This window comes from Sphingopyxis sp. sgz302558 (assembly GCF_057220455.1).
Window position 1 is genome coordinate 897417 of sequence record NZ_JBXPUZ010000001.1, and the last position, 17686, is coordinate 915102.

Below are 17686 nucleotides of genomic sequence, written 5' to 3' on the forward strand. Positions count from 1 at the left end.
ATCAGCCGATAATGCCGATTTTCCGCCCGGCCCGTTCGAAGCGCGCCAATATTTCGCGCACTTCGTCGGCGCTATGCTCGGCACAGAGCGAACAACGCAACAAGGTCATCCCTGCCGGTGTCGCGGGCGGGCGCGCCAGATTGACGTACAGCCCTTCGTGCAGCAGCGCTTCCCACATCATTGCGCCGCGTTCCAGATCGGGCATGATCACGGCGATGATTGCGCTTTGCGGCGCATCGGTGCCCAACTTGAACCCCAAATCCTTGAGGCTCTTGTGCAATGTGCGGCTGTTTTCCCACAGGTGAGCGCGCTTGTTCGACCCATGCATCAGCTTTTTGATCGACGCGATGCTTGACGCCATCACGCTGGGCGGCAGTGCGGCGGTAAAGACGTAAGGGCGGCACACCAAGCGAAGCACCTCGAACTTGGGGTGGTTCGACACGCAAAATCCGCCAACGGTGCCGACCGATTTCGAAAAAGTGCCGATGATGAAATCGACATCGTCGATGACGCCCTGCTCCTCGGCGACGCCGCGACCATGTTCGCCGATGAAGCCCATCGAATGGGCCTCGTCGACCAGCACCATCGCGCCGGCCTCCTTGGACACGCGGATCATTTCCTTCAGCGGCGCGACATCGCCGAGCATCGAATAAACGCCCTCCAGCACCACCAGCTTGCCTGCCTCTGGCGGCAGGCGTTTCAGTCGCTTTTCCAGCGCCTCGACGTCATTGTGGCGGAACGCGACAATCTCGGCGTCGCCCATCTTGCACCCGTCATAGATGCTGGCGTGGCTGTCGATATCCAGGATGACATAGTCGCCCTTGCCCGCCAGCGTGGAGATGATGCCCAGGTTCGCCTGATAGCCGGTGGAAAACACCATGGCATGGTCCATGGCATAAAATTCTTTGAGCGCTTCTTCGACGCCCTTGTGGTCGCGGAAGGTGCCGTTGAGAACGCGGCTGCCGGTCGTGCCGGCGCCATATTCGGCCATCGCTTGCTGCCCCGCGGCGATGACATCATCGTCGAACGTCATCCCCATATAGTTATAGGTGCCCAGCAAAATCGTATCGCGCCCGTTGCAGATGGCGCGCGTGGGCGATTTCACTTCGTCCATCACTAGGCTGAACGGGTCGGTGATCCCGGTCGACAGCAGCGCTGCGCGCTGTTCGATGAGGGGGTCGAATTTGGAGAAGAGGTCGGTCATATTTTGTCCCTGAACCGTAGCCCTGAGCCTGTCGAAGGGCGTAGCGCCGGAATGCGCCACGGGCTTCGACAAGCTCAGCCCTACGGTTGAAAATCAGCCCTTGAGCTTGTCCACCGCCGTCACCAGCTGGCCGACGGTTTCAATTTCGGCCTGCATGTTCATGCTGATGATAATGTCGAACGTGTCTTCGACCTCGGCAACGAAATCCATCACGGTCAGGCTGTCCCATTCAAGGTCGCCGGCGAAAGTGGTGGCATCGGTCAGCGCGACGCCCTTTTTGTTGAACGGGGTGATCAGGGCGTAGATCTGGTTTTGCAATGCGTCGCTCATGATGGCGTCCCGGTGGTTGATACTATGCGGCGCGCTTGCCGCTTCGCCGCGCCAATGGCAAGCATTTGCGGCGGGATTGGGGCCGCATCTTGCTCACACCCGCCCTGCATGGCATCTCTGCGGCAGGGGGACCATGCATGACAGCACCAAAGGGCGACAAACCGGCGGCCAGCTTTCCGCCCAATGCAGTGCATCTGGTGCGCACGACGCAGCAGCTGACGATGCAATTGTCGCAAATGGCCGACCAGAAGGCCTCGATCCTGATGGGCGCAACCTTTGTCGTGTTCACGCTTGCGGTGGGACAGGCGCGCAGCGGCACATTGGCGCTGCCGCTGGCGATCCTCGCCACTTTTTCGTTCCTGTCGGCGCTGCTCGCCGTATCGGCGGTGCTGCCGCGCGTGGGAAAGGCCCCGCCGGTGGTGTTCCGCGACGGCAAGGATCACAGCAATATCCTGTTCTTCGGCCGCTTTGAACAGATGGATGAGGATGAATTCATCGACGCGGTCAAGGCACGGCTGCGCAGCGAGGAAGATATTTACGAAACGATGCTGCGCGATACCTATCAAAACGGGCTGGTCCTGGCGCGGCGCAAATATCGCTATCTCGCCCGCGCCTATCTGCTGTTCGCGGCGGGACTGACCATCACCTTTGTGGTGTTCGCAGCCCAGCTGACCGCCGACTGGCTGTTGCCATAAGGTAACATTGTCAGCGCAAAGCGCCGCACCGGCATTGCGGGAGCGTCCCCACATCGCCTAACCGGGACGGCTATGCTGCGCACCTCTGCCTTGGCTGACGACCAGACCGCCCGCCCGTGGCGCGCCGAGGCGCGTTCCACGCTGGCGCTCGGCTGGCCGATTATCCTCACCAACGTCAGCATGGCCAGCATCGGCGCCACCGACGTGTTGATGGTGGGCTGGCTCGGTCCGGCAGAACTGGCGGCGAGCTCGCTGGGGTTCAACCTTGCCATGCTTCTGACCATTTTCGGCATGGGGCTGGTCAACGCCGGATCGCCGATGATGGCGAGCGAGATTGGCCGACGCCGCAATTCGGTGCGCGATATCCGCCGCACCTTTCGCCAGACATTGTGGCTGGTGGCGATGGTCACGGTGCCGCTGGTGCTGCTCTTGTGGAACACCGGCGCGGTGCTGCTGCTGCTGGGCCAGGACGCGCGGCTGGCGCAGCTCGCGCAGGATTATATCCGCGCCTATTTGTGGTCGATCCCGATTTTTCTGGTGACCATGTCGCTGCGTAACTTCCTCTCGGCGCTCGAACGACCGATGTGGTCACTGGTGATCGGGGTCATTGGCGTGCTGGGCAATGTCGTGTTCAACTATGTGCTGATTTTTGGCAAGCTGGGCCTGCCCGCTTTCGGCATTGTCGGCGCGGGGCTGGGCAGCGTGCTGACCAACGCGCTCATGCTGGGGCTGATGGTCTGGGTGGTGTCGCGCGACCGCCAGTTCCGTCGCTATCACTTGTTCGGGCGCTGGTGGCGCGCGGACTGGGCGCGGTTCCGCACGCTCACTGCATTGGGGCTGCCGATCGGCGTCAGTCTGGCGCTGGAGGGCGGGGTGTTCATTGCCGCTGTCATGCTGATGGGCTGGATTTCGGTGCAGGCCGTCGCGGCGCACGCGGTCGCCCTGCAGATCGCCAGCTTGACCTTCATGGTGCCAATGGGCCTCGCGCAAGCGGCCACCGTGCGCGTTGGCATCGGTCATGGGCGCCAAGACGCCGACCATATCCGGCGCGCCGGCTGGGTCAGCTTTGTGCTTGGCACCGGATTCATGACCGCAACGGCGCTGGTCCTGTGGCTGTTCCCGGGCACGCTGGCCGGGCTGTTCATCGACCGCAATGTCGCGGCCAATACCGAAGTCGTATCGCTCGCGATCAGCTTCCTGATGGTCGCCGCCTTCTTTCAGATTTTCGACGGCGCCCAGGTGGTGGGCCAGGGGATGCTGCGCGGCCTGCACGACACCTTTGTGCCCATGCTGTTCGCGCTGTTCGGTTATTGGATCATCGGTATCGGCGTCGGCGCCTGGCTGGCCTTCGAGGCGGGCTGGGGCGGCGTCGGCATCTGGACGGGGCTCGCAACGGGGCTAGGCATCGTGGCGGTGTTAATGCTTATCCGGTGGGTGATGCGGGCACGGTTGGGGTTGGTACCTTTAGCCGTTGATTAAGAGTGTTGGTCAAGGCGGCGACCCGATTGACCAAAGCATTGAAGTCTTCACTCGTTAACACACGCGGCCCCGCCGATGCATTGCCCACGTTTCGGAATTGCCAGGAGCCCTTCTCAGACTTGCCATCGCATATCTGCACCGTTTCAAGCACTGAGTGGACAATATCCGCTCGAATGAGATTGATTTCCGCTACTTGGTCAAACCATTTGGTCAGCTTAGCTGGACTGTCTTTGGCGCCCTGCAGCGCCTTCAAGTGTCGACTGAATGGGGCATTGGGTGACTGCTTGACGCCAATCATTCGCCCATATTCCTGAACGCTCGACTCTAGTCGTGCAAAGGCGTCCAAGAATCGGCCTCGCAGAATCTGCCCCTCGCGGCGTAGTGCATCTCGACCCGCTGGATGTTCAATTGGCTGATGAATACCCATAATCCCGCCACTAATCGGCGACAGCCAATTTTCCCTTAACGTGCTGCATAGGAGCGGAAAATTACAAGCAGTCGTCATCCCGGACTTGATCCGGGATAACGAGCGACGAGGGCGTGTTATCCCGGATCAAGTCCGGGATGACGAAGAATGTTCGAACGAACGCCCTCACCCCCCCCCCCTCCGTCACCACAATCTCCACCCGCCGAGCCTCAGCCATATCGGCATCGGTGGCGGTGGTGTCGGCGGGTTTCACGAGGTCGATGCGGTCGGCGGGCACGCCGGCGGATTCCAGCGCAGCGGCGACGGCTTCCGCCCGGTTCTTGGACAGTTCGGCGTTCTGGGCGGCGTTGCCGGTTGCGTCATTGAAGCCCGATACAGCCAGCCGGTCACCGGGGTTGGCGTCGATCCAGGCCTTGATGGGCGCGGCCGCCACTGCGAAATCGGGGGCGATGTCGGCTTTACCGGTGTCGAAATAGACCGAAACCTTGGGCTTGCCGTCCACCGTTTCCCCTACCACCCCCGCACCATCGGGGATGGCCGGGGCAACAGGTGCGGGCGCTGGCGTGGGCACGGCGGCCACCGGGGCCGGGGTCGGTGGCGGGGCATCGCCGCGCGAGCCGATATAATTGCCGAGCAGCATGGTGCCGAACACTAGCACCGCCAACCCTCCGGCAACGGCACCAGCAAAACCCAGAAAACCGCCATTGTCGCCGTTGCCGGGCAGCGCCGCGGCAGCTGCGCTCCGCCGGGCCGGCTCGGCGGTTTGGGGTGCCGCCTTGGCCGTCATCGGAGTGGTGCGCGTTGGCGGCGGAGGCGATGCAGCCGCGACGGGCGCGGCCAGTGGGGCTGCTGCGCCCACGGCCGTGGCAGCAGCAAGCGAGGCGGCGGGGACAGTGGTCTTCTTGGCCTTGGTGCTGGTCTTGGCAGGAGTCTTGGCCGGGCTCTTGGCTGGAGTTTCGGCAGCAGCTTTGGCCGGCTTGGCCGCGAATACCCCCAGCTTGTCGAACGCCTCGGCGAGCAAATAATAAACCGTCACGCGGTTGCGCGTCGTGTCGCCGCTCATCCGCTCGCCAACCTTCATGATGGCGGCATCGATGATCGCGTCGGGATCGGTCAGCCCCAGCTTTTTGCGGCAATAACCGTCGCGCACGCGGGCCGTTTCCTTGGGGTCGGTGAAGGATACGAGCGCGGAATCGCGCTTCGTCAGGGCGATACCGCAATAGCGCACGATGCCCTTGATGACCGCGTCATCGGCGTCCGGTGCATATCTTCTGACGTCAATTGCCCAATCTTCGGCCACGGCTCGTCTCCCCTTCGGTGATGCGACTCGTGCCATGCTGGCACGGTGCCATTGCAAGACGAAGAAGCCTATCACGCAGAGGCGCTTAGGCAAGTTGCGCGCCCGGCCAGCGACAACGAACAACAGGTGAAATTTTTCGCTGGGCCTGCCTTGACGCTGTCACATGGCCCACCCATATGCCCCTTGTTGGCACTCACCGTGTGTGAGTGCTAACCCCATTTTCAATTGCATTTTTTGGAGGGTAACCCATGCAATTTCGTCCGCTGCACGACCGCGTGCTGGTTCGCCGCATCGAAGCCGAAGAAAAGACGGCTGGCGGCATCATCATCCCCGACACCGCCAAGGAAAAGCCGCAGGAAGGCGAAGTCGTCGCCGTCGGCTCGGGCGCCCGCGCCGATGATGGCAAGGTGACTCCGCTCGACGTCAAATCGGGCGACCGCATCCTGTTCGGCAAATGGTCGGGCACCGAAGTGAAGGTGGATGGCGAAGAGCTGCTCATCATGAAGGAAAGCGACATTCTGGGCGTGATCGCCTGATCGCTTTTTTCCAACAAGACTGTGTGAAGTTCGGCAGATTTCTGCCAATTTGTAAGGAGCATCCTCATGGCTGCAAAAGACGTAAAATTTGGCCGCGACGCGCGTGAGCGCATCCTGCGCGGCGTCGACACCCTGGCCGACGCGGTCAAGGTGACGCTGGGCCCCAAGGGCCGCAACGTCGTCATCGACAAATCGTTCGGCGCGCCGCGCATCACCAAGGACGGTGTCACCGTCGCCAAGGAAATCGAACTGAAGGACAAGTTCGAAAATATGGGCGCGCAGATGATCCGCGAAGTCGCCTCGAAGGCGAATGACAGCGCGGGCGACGGCACCACCACCGCCACCGTGCTGGCGCAGGCAATTGTCCGCGAAGGCATGAAGTCGGTCGCCGCCGGCATGAACCCGATGGACCTGAAGCGCGGCATCGACCTTGCCGTGACCAAGGTTGTCGAAGACCTCAAGGGCCGGTCGAAGCCGGTTAGCGGCACTGCCGAAATCGCCCAGGTCGGCGTGATCTCGGCCAATGGCGACACCGAAGTCGGTGAGAAGATCGCCGAAGCAATGGAAAAGGTCGGCAAGGAAGGCGTGATCACTGTCGAGGAAGCCAAGGGCCTCGAGTTCGAACTCGACGTCGTCGAAGGCATGCAGTTCGATCGCGGCTATCTATCGCCTTACTTTATCACCAACGCAGAAAAGATGATCGTCGAACTCGCCGATCCCTATATCCTCATCTTCGAAAAGAAGCTGACCAGCCTGCAGTCGATGCTGCCGATCCTCGAAGCGGTCGTGCAGTCCGGCCGTCCGCTGCTGATCATTGCCGAGGATATCGAAGGCGAAGCGCTCGCAACGCTGGTTGTCAACCGTCTGCGCGGCGGCCTGAAGGTTGCGGCGGTCAAGGCCCCCGGCTTTGGCGATCGTCGCAAGGCGATGCTGCAGGACATTGCGATCCTGACCAAGGGCGAAATGATCAGCGAAGATCTGGGCATCAAGCTCGAAAACGTTACGCTGAACATGCTGGGCCAGGCCAAGCGCGTTACCATCGACAAGGACAACACCACCATCGTCGATGGTGCCGGTGATGCCGATGCGATCAAGGCCCGCGTCGAACAGATCCGCGCCCAGATCGACACCACCACCAGCGATTATGACCGCGAAAAGCTGCAAGAGCGCCTCGCGAAGCTGGCTGGCGGCGTGGCCGTGATCAAGGTCGGCGGTGCTTCGGAAGTCGAAGTGAAGGAGCGCAAGGACCGCGTTGATGACGCGCTGCACGCCACCCGCGCAGCGGTCGAAGAAGGCATCGTCCCCGGCGGTGGCACCGCTCTGCTTTATGCGACCAAGGCGCTCGAAGGCCTGAAAGGTGCCAACGACGACCAGACCCGCGGTGTCGATATCGTCCGCAAGGCGATTGAAACCCCGCTGCGTCAGATCGCGACCAACGCGGGCGTCGATGGCGCCGTGGTGGCGGGCAATCTGCTGCGCGTCGGCGACGTGACGCAGGGCTTCAACGCCGCAACCGACACCTATGAAAATCTGGTGGCGGCCGGCGTGATCGACCCGACCAAGGTGGTGCGCACTGCGCTCCAGAACGCTGCATCGGTTGCTGGTCTGCTGATCACCACCGAAGCGACGATTTCGGAACTGCCCGAAGACAAGCCGGCGATGCCCATGGGCGGCGGCGGCATGGGCGGCATGGGCGGCATGGACTTCTGATCCAAACCGCTCGGCCATCCGGTCGAAATAGGAAAGGGCCGGGGGGAGACCTCCGGCCCTTTTTTTGTCCTAAGGCTCGCTTCCCCGGTTCGAAGGGGCATGAAGTTCTGGTTGCGGCGTACGCCGCGCTGCGCCAAGCGGTGGTTATTGCTTCAGGGCCTGTCGCGCCGTCGGCCTGCCAATTCGAGCAGGTAGAACGCCAGCACGAGCAGCATTCCAGTCAGCAAGAATGCCGCGACGCCCTGCGGCCCGATCGTCGCCTCAATCGTTCGCGGCAGAAATTGATCCAACACGATGGCAATCGCGAACACCCCAAAGAAAAGCCAACGCGCGACGCCAGCAAAGCGTTTGTCTGGCATGTATCGGCGCGTCATGTCGGGGTTCAGGGGTAGCGAGCGATCGAGTTTGCCGATGAAATTTTCGCGTAGCCGCTTCTGTTGCCGCCGATAAGCGGCACCCCAAAGAAATGGCATCAGAGGCGCAAAACAAACGAGCCCGAGCGGGATCATCAGCCATGGAGCGCCGACGGCCGTCAGGGTCACCGCGAGCCAATCAAAACTATAGGCCAGCGCCAACAGCAACCCCAGCGCAAGAAATTGACAACGCTGCTGCCAGATGACGAATTTCTGGATATTGTCCATGGCCAACTGTTTGAGCTCGGCGGCCTGATCCGGGGTTAGCCGCCAGATGCGGCCATCTTCGCCCTCAAGCAATAATCCATAAGGGCTCGCGCTAAACCAGCGGTCAATCTCGGCCTGGAGTTGATCCAAATTGGCAATGCGCTGGGCCATCCGCCAGCAATGGCAGGACAATCTGAAAGTCCAGTAAATGGGCAAAAAATGATGCTGTTACAACTGGTCCAGTGCAGCCTGCATAGCTTCTGCGGCTTGGCGATACACGCGCGCGTTCAGTGCTTCTGTCCGCTCCGCCCCGCTGCTGTCAGGATGCCCACCCGCGAAGGGCGGAGCGGGGTCATATTCCAGCGCGAGCTGGATCATCCGGGCAACCTCTTCGCCCGCCTCGCGCGCGATCAGCGTCAGGGCGAAATCAATGCCGCTGGTCACGCCGCCGGCCGTGATGACATTCCCGTCCTCGACCACGCGGCCCGGCGCGTGCTCCGCACCGACCAGTGGTAGCAAGTGGGTATAGGCCCAGTGACAGGTCGCGCGCTTGCCCCTCAGCAGCCCCGCTGCGCCCAGCAGGAAAGCCCCGGTACAGACGCTCGTCACCCAGCGCGCGCCGGGGGCCTGGCGCGCAATGAAGGGCACGGTGCCGCCGTCATGCAATGCCTCGCGCACGCCGTGGCCACCGGGCACACAGAGGATGTCGGCCTGAGGGCAGTCGGCAAAGGTGACATTCGGAACCAGCGCGACGTTGCAATCGGTCGGTACCGGTTCAAGGGTTGCGGCGGCGACATGCACCTCTGCACCGGGCAGGCGCGAAAGGAACTGAACCGGCCCCATGAAATCCAGCTGGGTCAGATTGGGGAAGATCGGAAAGACCAGGTGGACGGGCGCGGCCATGGTCATTTCCTCGCCATGCCAGGAGTTTCGGCTTCGGGCTTGCCGCGTTCGTTGAGCATCGAAGCGGCATCATCCAAAGCCCGCGCCTCGCCCATGGTCGTGCCACCCGGACCGGGTTGATCATCGACGCTCCCGCACGCGGCGAGCAGCAGAACAACGGCAGAATGGCGCAACATCGCGTGAACCTAGCGTCCCTTGCTGCAAAGCAAAAGGGGCTGCAAAGCAAAAGGGGCACCGGTTCATCGTCGGCGCCCCGTGATCGCAAAATGGCGCGGCGCCTTACTTCTTGACTTCCGCGGCGGCTTCCTTGGCGGCATCACCCGCGGCGTCGAGCGCATTGGCAGTGCCTTCCTTGGCGGCGGCACCCGCTTCAGCCGCCGCATCCTTGGCGTCCGCGGCGACTTCACCTGCGGCGGCGGCAGCGGCTTCGGCGCCCTCGGCCATGGCATCACCCGCAGCTTCGGCACCTGCGGCCGCGTCGTCGGCAACGGCTTCAGCAGCTTCGCCGGTCTCTTCCTTCGCGGCCTGCGAACAGGCGGTCAGGCTGAACGCCGCAGCGGCGATCGAGGCAATCATCAATCTGCGCATATCTTATCTCCCGAATAAGCTGGAATCAAAGAACTAGGGCGACGCCGTGCGCCATGCAAGCCTGTACGCCAAAACAAAGGGCCGCCTGCTTGCGCAGACGGCCCTGTGGTTGTTCTGCTGCTCCGGCAACGCCGGAAACAGAAAAAAACCTTACTTCTTGGCTTCTTCCATCGCACCCTTGGCTGCGTCGGCAGCTTCGGTAGCAGCCTTGGCGGCTTCGCCAGCCTTGTCGGCGGCTTCGCCAGCGGCAGCGGCAGCGTCGGTCGCGCCTTCGGCCATCGCGTCGCCAGTGGTGGCGGCGGCATCAGCAGCGCCTTCGGCGGCGTCCATCGCGCCTTCGGCAGCAGCTTCTGCGCCTTCAGCAGCGGTTTCGGCGCCAGCAGCGGCGTCGTCAGCAGCCTTTTCGGCGCAAGCGGCGAGACCGAGCGATGCGGCCAGGACCAGCGACATGGTGATCGACTTCTTCATATGGGTGCACCCCTCTTCTCATGGTATGACAGATGTCGCCGGGAGGCTTCCCGACTGCATCGCTGCGTTGGCTAAACGCATGGACGCGCGGGCGCAACGGCAAATTCTTAGGTTGCGGCAAAATCACGGCGAAGTGAAAGGGCTCGGCCTAATAGTCGGCGTTGCTTGGGGCTGCTATCGTCATTGACGCTATATAAAGATATCTTTATATGGCTGCCTCGATGGGTCACCAATCGTATCTATTCCACGGGCTTGCCGATCCGACGCGCTTGCGCATCGTTGCGTTGCTGCGGGTCATGGAGCTGGCGATTGGCGAGCTGGCGGTGGTGCTGGAACAAAGCCAGCCGCGCGTGTCGCGCCATGTCCGTATATTGGACGACGCCGGGTTGGTGGTGCGTCAGCGCGAGGGCGGCTGGGTATTTCTGCGGCTGGCCAGTGGACCGGGGGTGGATGCTGTGACTGCGCTGCTCGATATCTGGCCAAGCGCGGCCGCCGAAGCGGCGGCAATGGCTGCAGATCGCGAGCGACTGGAATTGGTGCGCGAGGAGCGCGCAGCGGCGGCGCGTCGCTACTTTGCCGACCATGCCGACGAATGGGACGCCATCCGCGCCCGCCACATCGGTGAAGAAGAAGTCGAGGCCGCGATCTTGCGATTGATGCACAACCGCCGCTTGGGCCATCTGCTCGACATTGGCACCGGCACAGGGCGAATGGCCGAAATCTTCGCGCCCACGGCGCGGCGCATCACCGCGCTCGACCGCAGCCCGGAAATGCTGCGTATCGCGCGCGCCAAACTCGCCGATCGGGCCATCGCTGCCGATTTGGTGCAGGGCGATTTTGTGGCGCTACCGATGGGCGACACGTCGGTCGACACGGTGGTGATGCATCAGGTGCTGCATTTCGCGCACGAGCCGCAGCGCGTTATTGCCGAGGCCGGACGCGTCCTGCGCCCTGGCGGCCACTTGCTGATCGTCGATTTCGCGGCGCATGATCAGGAAGATTTGCGCACCCGCGCGGCGCACGCCCGGCTTGGCTTTGCCGACGCCCAGATGCGCGGCTGGTTCGCGTCGTGCGGGCTGGTGATCGAAACCGTGCAGGCGCTGGCGGGTGATCCGCTGACAGTTAAAATCTGGCTGGCGCGGCGGCGCAGTGAAGCAGCACAGGATCAAGGCGGCGCCAGCGCCGTGACAAAAGCAAAAAGGGTTGCCGCATGACGCAGAGTTTCGATCTGGACAGCGAAGCGCGCCGTGCCGCTGCCTCCCCATTGTTCGCCGGGCTACCCGGCGACATCGGGGTCAGCTTCGAGTTTTTCCCGCCTAAGACCGAGCGGATGGAAGAGCAATTATGGGGCGCCTTTGAAACGTTGGCCCCGCTAAACCCCAATTTCGTGTCGGTGACTTATGGCGCAGGCGGCTCGACGCGCGAACGCACCCACGCCACGGTCGCGCGTATTGCACGTGATAGTGACGTTGCTCCTGCCGCTCATCTGACCTGTGTCGAGGCTTCGCGCGGCGACATTGCCGAAGTGGCGGAGGCCTATTGGGCGGCGGGTGTGCGGCATATTGTCGCGCTGCGCGGCGATGTGCCGGGTGGCGGGCCCTTTCGGGCGCACGCCGATGGCTATGCCAGCGCCGCGGAACTGGTGGTAGGACTCAAGAAAATTGCCGATTTCGACATTTCGGTTGCGGCCTATCCCGAGGTACATCCCGAAGCGGGGTGCGCCGAGGCGGACCTCGACAATCTAAAGCGCAAGCTTGACGCAGGGGCAACCCGCGCAATCACCCAATTTTTCTTTTCGCCCGACGCCTTCCTGCGGTTTCGCGACGCGGCGGCGGCGGCGGGGATCAGCGCGCCGATCATCCCCGGCATCCTGCCCGTGTCGAACGTGTCTCAGACGCGGCGCATGGCCGATATGTGCGGCACCGCGATCCCGGCATGGATGGTGGCCTTGTTCGATGGCCTCGACGATCATCCTGCCGCGCGCCAGTTGGTGGCCGCGACGGTGGCTGCTGAAATGTGCCGCCGCCTGTATGCGGGTGGGGTGCGCGATTTCCATTTCTACACATTGAATCGCGCCGAGCTCAGCTATGCCATCTGCCATATGCTGGGCCTACGCCCTGCCAAGGCGCAGCAGGAGGCAGCAGCATGAGCGCGCGCGAAGCTCTGTTGGCGGCCGCGGCGCAGCGTCTGTTGCTCACCGACGGCGCATTCGGGACCGAGATCCAGAATTGGAAGCTGGACGAGGCGGCGTATGCCGGGTCACTGGGACTGACCCACGACCAAAAGGGCAATAACGATATTCTGGCGCTGACCCGGCCCGATATCGTCGACAACATTACGCGCGCCTATTTGGCGGCGGGCTCGGACATTGTGTCGACCAACACCTTCAGCGCGAACAGCATCAGCCAGGCCGATTATGGCGCCGAACATCTCGTGCGTGACATCAACCTCGCCTCGGCGCGAATGGCGCGTGCGGCGGCCGATGACGCGGCGCGGCAAGACGGCAAACGCCGTTTTGTGGCGGGAGCCGTGGGGCCCACCAACAAGACGCTGTCCTTGTCGCCCGACGTCAACAACCCCGGCTATCGCGAAATTGACTTCGACCAGCTAACCGCCGTTTACCGGGAACAGATTGAAGCGCTGGCAGCGGGCGGAGCCGATTTCATCCTGATTGAAACAGTTTTCGACACGCTGAACGCCAAGGCAGGCATTGCCGCGACGCTGCAGGCCGAAGCCGCCATCGGGCGCGAATTGCCGCTGATGCTGTCGATGACGCTGACCGACCTGTCGGGGCGCAACCTGTCGGGGCATACGGTCGAAGCCTTTTGGTATGCCGTGCGCCATGCGCGTCCGGTGACCATCGGGCTGAATTGTAGTTTCGGTGCCGCGCAGCTGCGCCCGCACGTCCGCACGCTCAGCGCCATCGCCGATACGCTGGTAATGGTCTATCCAAACGCCGGACTGCCCAACGAACTGGGCGCCTATGACGAGCTGCCCGATACGACTGCGGCGCTGGTTGGTGAATGGGCCGAAGCAGGTCAGGTCAACATCCTCGGTGGTTGCTGTGGCTCGACGCCTGCGCATATTGCGGCGATGGCTGCGATGGCAAAGGACAAGCCACCCCGCGCGCTTCCAGACGTGCCGGTACGCACGCGATTGGCGGGGCTCGAAGCCTTTACGATGGCCGCATGACCCAATCCTCCTCCACCTTCGTCAACATCGGGGAACGCACCAACGTTACTGGTTCAGCGGCGTTTAAGAAGCTGATCCTCGCGGACGATTATGCCGCCGCGGTCGAAGTCGCGCGCCAACAGGTCGAAAACGGCGCGCAGATTATCGACGTCAATATGGACGAAGGGCTGCTCGACGCCGTCCACGCCATGACCACTTTCCTCAAACTCATCGCTGCCGAGCCTGACATCGCGCGCGTGCCGGTGATGATCGATTCGTCCAAATGGGAGGTGATCGAGGCGGGGCTGAAATGCGTCCCCGGCAAGCCGATAGTCAATTCGATCAGCATGAAGGAGGGCGAGGACCAGTTTCTCGAGCACGCCCGCAAGTGCATGGCCTATGGTGCTGCCGTCGTGGTCATGGCGTTCGACGAGACCGGGCAGGCCGACACCGAAGCACGCAAGGTCGAGATTTGCGCGCGCGCTTATAAATTGCTGACGGGCATAGGCTTCCCGCCCGAGGATATCATCTTCGATCCCAATATCTTTGCGGTGGCGACGGGGATTGAAGAACATGACAACTATGCGGTCGACTTCATCAACGCGACGCGCGAAATCAAGGCGCGCTGCCCGCACGTCCATATCTCAGGCGGCCTTTCCAACCTGTCGTTCAGCTTTCGCGGTAACGAACCTGTCCGCCGCGCCATGCACAGCGTGTTCCTTTATCACGCTATTCCGGCTGGCATGGACATGGCCATCGTCAACGCCGGCCAGCTCGATGTCTATGATACGATCGACCCGGCGCTGCGCCAGGCGTGCGAGGATGTCATTCTCAACCGCAAGACGGATGGCGAGGCCGAAAGCCCAACCGAACGGCTGATTGCGCTGGCCGAAAAGTTCCGCGGCACCGACGCGGCGCAGGAAAAGGCCGCCGAGGAATGGCGGGGGTGGGATGTCCACAAGCGGCTGGAACATGCGTTGGTCAAAGGCATCGACGCGCATGTCGTCGCCGACACCGAAGAAGCGCGACTGATCGCTGCCCGGCCTATCGAGGTCATTGAAGGTCCGCTGATGGACGGCATGAACGTCGTGGGCGACCTGTTCGGTTCGGGCAAGATGTTCCTGCCGCAGGTGGTCAAATCGGCGCGCGTGATGAAGAAAGCCGTCGCGCACCTCATTCCCTTTATCGAAGCGGAAAAGGCCGAAGGCGCCAAGGCCAAGGGCCGCATCATCATGGCAACGGTGAAGGGCGATGTGCACGATATTGGCAAAAATATCGTTGGCGTCGTGCTCCAGTGCAACGGCTACGAGGTGATCGACCTTGGCGTCATGGTGCCATGGTCGAAGATATTGGATGCTGCGAACGAGAATGACGCCGACATGATCGGCCTGTCGGGCCTGATTACACCGTCACTCGATGAAATGGTCACAGTGGCCGAGGAGATGCAGCGCGCTGGGATGGCTATTCCCTTGCTCATCGGCGGCGCGACCACGTCAAAGGTGCACACTGCGCTGCGGATCGACCCTGCCTATGATGGCCCTGTTCTGCACGTGCTCGACGCCAGCCGCGCGGTCGGGGTGGCAACGGCGCTGGTTAGCGACACCGGGCGCGACGCCTATGTCCAAGGCTATGCCGATGATTATGCGCACATCCGCGAGGTACGCGAAGGCAAGGGGCAGAGCGCGCTGATCAGCATCGAAGATGCCCGCGCTAACGCCTTCATCGCCGACATGCACATCAAACCGCCGCCGCCCGAACAGCCCGGGGTGCATGTGTTCGACGGCTGGGATTTGGCGGATCTGGCGCAGTGCATCGACTGGACGCCCTTTTTCCGCGCGTGGGAGCTGCACGGCAATTATCCCGCCATTCTGGAAGACCCGGTGGTCGGCGAAAGCGCGCGCGCCCTGTGGACCGATGCGCAAGCCATGCTGGCGCAGATTGTCGAGCAAAAGTGGCTGATAGCGCGCGGCACAGCGGGTTTGTGGCCATGCCGCCGTGAAGGCGATGATGTAGTGGTGCATCTGGTCGAGAAGGAGGAGCATGTCCGCATCCCCTTTCTGCGCCAACAGATCGCCAAGCGCGAGGGACGCGCCAATATGTGCCTGGCTGACTTCATCGATCATGACGGCGATTGGATCGGCGGTTTTGCCGTTGGCATCCACGGCATCGAGCCGCATCTGGCGCGATTTCAGGCCGACAAGGATGACTATTCGGACATTTTGCTGAAAGCGTTGGCGGACCGCTTTGCTGAGGCTTTTGCCGAACGGCTCCATCAGCATGTGCGCACGACCCTATGGGCCTATGCCCCGGGCGAGCAGCTGACCAATGAAGCGCTGATCAAGGAAGAATATCGCGGCATCCGTCCTGCGCCCGGCTATCCGGCCTGTCCCGACCACAGTTTGAAGCCGATCCTGTTCGACCTGCTGCATGCACCCGCCAATGCCGGGCTGACCCTCACCGAAAGCTTTGCGATGCTGCCGACGGCAGCGGTCAGCGGCTTCTACTTTGGCCATCCGCAGGCCGAATATTTCGGCGTCGCGCGCGTTGGCGAAGGTCAGGTCGCCGACTATGCCGCGCGGCGCGGCGTCGATCTCGACACCGCGCGCCGTTGGCTGCGCCCGAATATGGACTGACCAATGTAAAAGGCCCGCCGGGGATGGAACCGGCGGGCCTCACTTCCCCCCCCAAGGGAAAGATTGCGGCGTCAGGCGAAGCGGACGCGCGCCGTCTGACGGCCCTTGGCACTGCGCAGTGCGCCGCCGATCAGACCAAAGCCCATGATCATCATCGCCCAGGTGGCGGGCTCGGGGACGGCACCAGTGGTGCTGACCCAGGACATGTCATTGTAGTCGAAATCGCCTCCTTTGGGCAGATCTTCGCCGCTATAATAGCCGCCAGTTACTGCATAGCCGAAATCGGTGCCGCTATAGTTGGCGCGCCAGAAATGCTGGACGTTCCCAGGATTTTTCGACTTGTCGAGGAAATACTTCTGGCCGGTGGTGGTGTTGAAAATATAATATTCGATCGTCTGGCCCGCAGTGATTGCGCCATAGTTGTAAACTTGGCCAAAGGTCGCGGTCTGGTTGTTGAGGCCGGTGCCACGATCGATGCCGCCCACCAGTACGCCGAGCAGCGAAGTGTGCGCCGCATCCTTGCCAACAAAAATCGCGCGTAGCACGCCGGTGTTGGCGGCGGTGACCAGATAATTTTGCGGGTTTTGGGTGCCGGGATTGGGGTAAACCGGAAAGGCCGCCTGCGCCGGAGCGGCAGCGGAGACTGCGGCGAATGCCAGCGCAGCAGTCAGGACAAATTTCTTCATGCGCGTCACTCCCGTGAAGGCCGGCCCTAACATTGCTGCGACTCGACCAAAATTCCGTCGCGACCCGGGAATTTGTGATTAAACGGCTATTAACCCCGCTGCTGCGACGCAAGCAAAGTCCGCATGCGCATCCGGTCGCCTTGTCCCCATTTGAAACAAATTTGACATGAACTCACCCAGCAAAAAGGGCTCGCCAGTCCGACTGGCGAGCCCCGATTTTGATACGATATTAAGTGTTAGGCGAAGCGCACACGCGCTGTCTGACGGCCCTTGGCACTGCGCAATGCGCCGCCGATCAGACCAAAGCCCATGATCATCATCGCCCAGGTTGCCGGCTCGGGAACCGCAGCCAACGTGATGTTGTCGACATATCCGCCAAAGGAGTCGCTGGTGCCGACAGCTTTGAAGGTCAGCTTCGAGCCAGCGGCAGCATAGAATTTGCCGATCGAAATGGTTGACCAAGTGGTGTTGCTACCACCTGTACCCGTGACCGTGCCCGGCGGGTCGAAGACTACGCCATTGAGCAGCACCTGGATGCCATTCGTCGAATCCGGGCGACCCGGACGCGGCGAATAGAGGAACGAGAGCAGATAGCTGCCGCCGCTAACGATGGTACGCGACATCGAGCTGTTCTTGGTGCTGTCGAGTTCAACGAACACATCGCCGCCAGTCGGAGCCGGATTGCCGGCCACGCGATTCTGCAACTCAATCGGGTGTGTCGGATTGTCAGCTGTCCAGCCGTCGGCAGTTGTGTAGAGACCATAAGTGCCGGCTGGCGTCTTGACCCCGGGGTCATTGGCCGGAGTGCGCGAATTGTTACTATTGCCCGGGCCTTCAAAGCCCGACGTGAAAATCACCGTAGCGGCCGACGCCGGAACGGCGGCGAGCGCGGCAGCACTCGCAAGCGCCACAAAACCTAATTTTTTCATGTTTCTA

19 protein-coding genes are annotated in these 17686 nt (G+C 62.2%); 9 read left to right on the top strand and 10 right to left on the bottom strand.

Annotated features, from left to right (window positions below):
• Position 1 precedes the first annotated feature (1 nt).
• Both spt and AC2TC0_RS04460 read right to left on the bottom strand, forming a co-directional pair.
• On the bottom strand, positions 2-1204 hold the full coding sequence (gene spt, locus AC2TC0_RS04455) for a serine palmitoyltransferase (protein ID WP_484716274.1): 1203 nt from the start codon (positions 1202-1204) through the stop codon (positions 2-4).
• Between the two features lie 93 nt (positions 1205-1297).
• Entirely contained in the window at positions 1298-1534 is a 237-nt protein-coding gene (locus tag AC2TC0_RS04460) for an acyl carrier protein (protein ID WP_484716275.1), read from the bottom strand.
• 137 nt (positions 1535-1671) lie between these two features.
• On the opposite strand from AC2TC0_RS04460, the gene AC2TC0_RS04465 reads away from it, so the two are divergent.
• From AC2TC0_RS04465 to AC2TC0_RS04475, 3 genes are all read left to right on the top strand, one after another.
• The gene (locus AC2TC0_RS04465; protein ID WP_484716276.1) at positions 1672-2229 is read left to right on the top strand and encodes a Pycsar system effector family protein; all 558 of its coding nucleotides are present in this window, start codon (positions 1672-1674) and stop codon (positions 2227-2229) included.
• 72 nt (positions 2230-2301) lie between these two features.
• The gene (locus AC2TC0_RS04470; protein WP_484716277.1) at positions 2302-3708 is read left to right on the top strand and encodes an MATE family efflux transporter; all 1407 of its coding nucleotides are present in this window, start codon (positions 2302-2304) and stop codon (positions 3706-3708) included.
• Positions 3709-3862: 154 nt separating this feature from the next.
• Positions 3863-3988: a hypothetical protein gene (locus AC2TC0_RS04475; RefSeq protein WP_484716278.1), complete on the top strand. Its 126-nt coding sequence runs from the start codon at positions 3863-3865 to the stop codon at positions 3986-3988.
• Between the two features lie 208 nt (positions 3989-4196).
• On the opposite strand, the gene AC2TC0_RS04480 is transcribed toward AC2TC0_RS04475, so the two are convergent.
• Positions 4197-5435: a DUF2853 family protein gene (locus AC2TC0_RS04480; RefSeq protein ID WP_484716279.1), complete on the bottom strand. Its 1239-nt coding sequence runs from the start codon at positions 5433-5435 to the stop codon at positions 4197-4199.
• Positions 5436-5683: 248 nt separating this feature from the next.
• Here AC2TC0_RS04480 and groES point away from each other — a divergent pair, with 248 nt between their 5' ends.
• Positions 5684-5971, top strand: a complete 288-nt coding sequence (gene groES / locus AC2TC0_RS04485) for a co-chaperone GroES (protein WP_484716280.1) — start codon at positions 5684-5686, stop codon at positions 5969-5971.
• A 66-nt stretch (positions 5972-6037) separates the two neighbouring features.
• Positions 6038-7681: a chaperonin GroEL gene (groL, locus tag AC2TC0_RS04490; RefSeq protein ID WP_484716281.1), complete on the top strand. Its 1644-nt coding sequence runs from the start codon at positions 6038-6040 to the stop codon at positions 7679-7681.
• Between the two features lie 152 nt (positions 7682-7833).
• Here groL and AC2TC0_RS04495 read toward each other — a convergent pair whose 3' ends face one another.
• The 5 genes from AC2TC0_RS04495 to AC2TC0_RS04515 all read right to left on the bottom strand — a co-directional run bounded on the left by AC2TC0_RS04495 (position 7834) and on the right by AC2TC0_RS04515 (position 10260).
• On the bottom strand, positions 7834-8472 hold the full coding sequence (locus tag AC2TC0_RS04495; protein ID WP_484716282.1) for a hypothetical protein: 639 nt from the start codon (positions 8470-8472) through the stop codon (positions 7834-7836).
• A 57-nt stretch (positions 8473-8529) separates the two neighbouring features.
• The gene (locus AC2TC0_RS04500; protein ID WP_484716283.1) at positions 8530-9204 is read right to left on the bottom strand and encodes a DJ-1/PfpI family protein; all 675 of its coding nucleotides are present in this window, start codon (positions 9202-9204) and stop codon (positions 8530-8532) included.
• Positions 9205-9206: 2 nt separating this feature from the next.
• Positions 9207-9380: a hypothetical protein gene (locus AC2TC0_RS04505; protein ID WP_484716284.1), complete on the bottom strand. Its 174-nt coding sequence runs from the start codon at positions 9378-9380 to the stop codon at positions 9207-9209.
• A 103-nt stretch (positions 9381-9483) separates the two neighbouring features.
• Positions 9484-9792: an entericidin EcnAB gene (locus AC2TC0_RS04510; protein ID WP_484716285.1), complete on the bottom strand. Its 309-nt coding sequence runs from the start codon at positions 9790-9792 to the stop codon at positions 9484-9486.
• Positions 9793-9942: 150 nt separating this feature from the next.
• The gene (locus AC2TC0_RS04515; RefSeq protein WP_484716286.1) at positions 9943-10260 is read right to left on the bottom strand and encodes a hypothetical protein; all 318 of its coding nucleotides are present in this window, start codon (positions 10258-10260) and stop codon (positions 9943-9945) included.
• A 221-nt stretch (positions 10261-10481) separates the two neighbouring features.
• On the opposite strand from AC2TC0_RS04515, the gene AC2TC0_RS04520 reads away from it, so the two are divergent.
• From AC2TC0_RS04520 to metH, 4 genes are read left to right on the top strand one after another with little or no spacing between them, the layout of a single operon-like run.
• Entirely contained in the window at positions 10482-11474 is a 993-nt protein-coding gene (locus AC2TC0_RS04520; protein WP_484716287.1) for an ArsR/SmtB family transcription factor, read from the top strand.
• Entirely contained in the window at positions 11471-12409 is a 939-nt protein-coding gene (metF, locus tag AC2TC0_RS04525; protein ID WP_484716288.1) for a methylenetetrahydrofolate reductase, read from the top strand. The genes AC2TC0_RS04520 and metF overlap by 4 nt, the downstream gene beginning before the upstream one ends.
• Positions 12406-13452, top strand: coding sequence for a homocysteine S-methyltransferase family protein (locus AC2TC0_RS04530; protein WP_484716289.1), 1047 nt, complete (start codon positions 12406-12408; stop codon positions 13450-13452). The genes metF and AC2TC0_RS04530 overlap by 4 nt, the downstream gene beginning before the upstream one ends.
• Complete coding sequence (gene metH, locus AC2TC0_RS04535) at positions 13449-16064, top strand: methionine synthase (protein WP_484716290.1); 2616 nt, start codon at positions 13449-13451, stop codon at positions 16062-16064. The genes AC2TC0_RS04530 and metH overlap by 4 nt, the downstream gene beginning before the upstream one ends.
• Positions 16065-16135: 71 nt before the next feature.
• Here metH and AC2TC0_RS04540 read toward each other — a convergent pair whose 3' ends face one another.
• Both AC2TC0_RS04540 and AC2TC0_RS04545 read right to left on the bottom strand, forming a co-directional pair.
• Complete coding sequence (locus AC2TC0_RS04540) at positions 16136-16750, bottom strand: PEPxxWA-CTERM sorting domain-containing protein (protein ID WP_484716291.1); 615 nt, start codon at positions 16748-16750, stop codon at positions 16136-16138.
• 236 nt (positions 16751-16986) lie between these two features.
• Positions 16987-17679: a PEPxxWA-CTERM sorting domain-containing protein gene (locus tag AC2TC0_RS04545; protein ID WP_484716292.1), complete on the bottom strand. Its 693-nt coding sequence runs from the start codon at positions 17677-17679 to the stop codon at positions 16987-16989.
• Positions 17680-17686 lie beyond the last annotated feature (7 nt).

Bases quoted from the DNA above. Each gene is read 5' to 3' on its own strand.
- spt (WP_484716274.1), bottom strand. From the start codon at position 1,204: ATGACCGACCTCTTCTCCAAATTCGACCCCCTCATCGAACAGCGCGCA.
- AC2TC0_RS04460 (WP_484716275.1), bottom strand. From the start codon at position 1,534: ATGAGCGACGCATTGCAAAACCAGATCTACGCCCTGATCACCCCGTTC.
- AC2TC0_RS04465 (WP_484716276.1), top strand. From the start codon at position 1,672: ATGACAGCACCAAAGGGCGACAAACCGGCGGCCAGCTTTCCGCCCAAT.
- AC2TC0_RS04470 (WP_484716277.1), top strand. From the start codon at position 2,302: ATGCTGCGCACCTCTGCCTTGGCTGACGACCAGACCGCCCGCCCGTGG.
- groES (WP_484716280.1), top strand. From the start codon at position 5,684: ATGCAATTTCGTCCGCTGCACGACCGCGTGCTGGTTCGCCGCATCGAA.
- groL (WP_484716281.1), top strand. From the start codon at position 6,038: ATGGCTGCAAAAGACGTAAAATTTGGCCGCGACGCGCGTGAGCGCATC.
- AC2TC0_RS04495 (WP_484716282.1), bottom strand. From the start codon at position 8,472: ATGGCCCAGCGCATTGCCAATTTGGATCAACTCCAGGCCGAGATTGAC.
- AC2TC0_RS04500 (WP_484716283.1), bottom strand. From the start codon at position 9,204: ATGGCCGCGCCCGTCCACCTGGTCTTTCCGATCTTCCCCAATCTGACC.
- AC2TC0_RS04505 (WP_484716284.1), bottom strand. From the start codon at position 9,380: ATGTTGCGCCATTCTGCCGTTGTTCTGCTGCTCGCCGCGTGCGGGAGC.
- AC2TC0_RS04510 (WP_484716285.1), bottom strand. From the start codon at position 9,792: ATGCGCAGATTGATGATTGCCTCGATCGCCGCTGCGGCGTTCAGCCTG.
- AC2TC0_RS04515 (WP_484716286.1), bottom strand. From the start codon at position 10,260: ATGAAGAAGTCGATCACCATGTCGCTGGTCCTGGCCGCATCGCTCGGT.
- AC2TC0_RS04520 (WP_484716287.1), top strand. From the start codon at position 10,482: ATGGGTCACCAATCGTATCTATTCCACGGGCTTGCCGATCCGACGCGC.
- metF (WP_484716288.1), top strand. From the start codon at position 11,471: ATGACGCAGAGTTTCGATCTGGACAGCGAAGCGCGCCGTGCCGCTGCC.
- AC2TC0_RS04530 (WP_484716289.1), top strand. From the start codon at position 12,406: ATGAGCGCGCGCGAAGCTCTGTTGGCGGCCGCGGCGCAGCGTCTGTTG.
- metH (WP_484716290.1), top strand. From the start codon at position 13,449: ATGACCCAATCCTCCTCCACCTTCGTCAACATCGGGGAACGCACCAAC.
- AC2TC0_RS04540 (WP_484716291.1), bottom strand. From the start codon at position 16,750: ATGAAGAAATTTGTCCTGACTGCTGCGCTGGCATTCGCCGCAGTCTCC.
- AC2TC0_RS04545 (WP_484716292.1), bottom strand. From the start codon at position 17,679: ATGAAAAAATTAGGTTTTGTGGCGCTTGCGAGTGCTGCCGCGCTCGCC.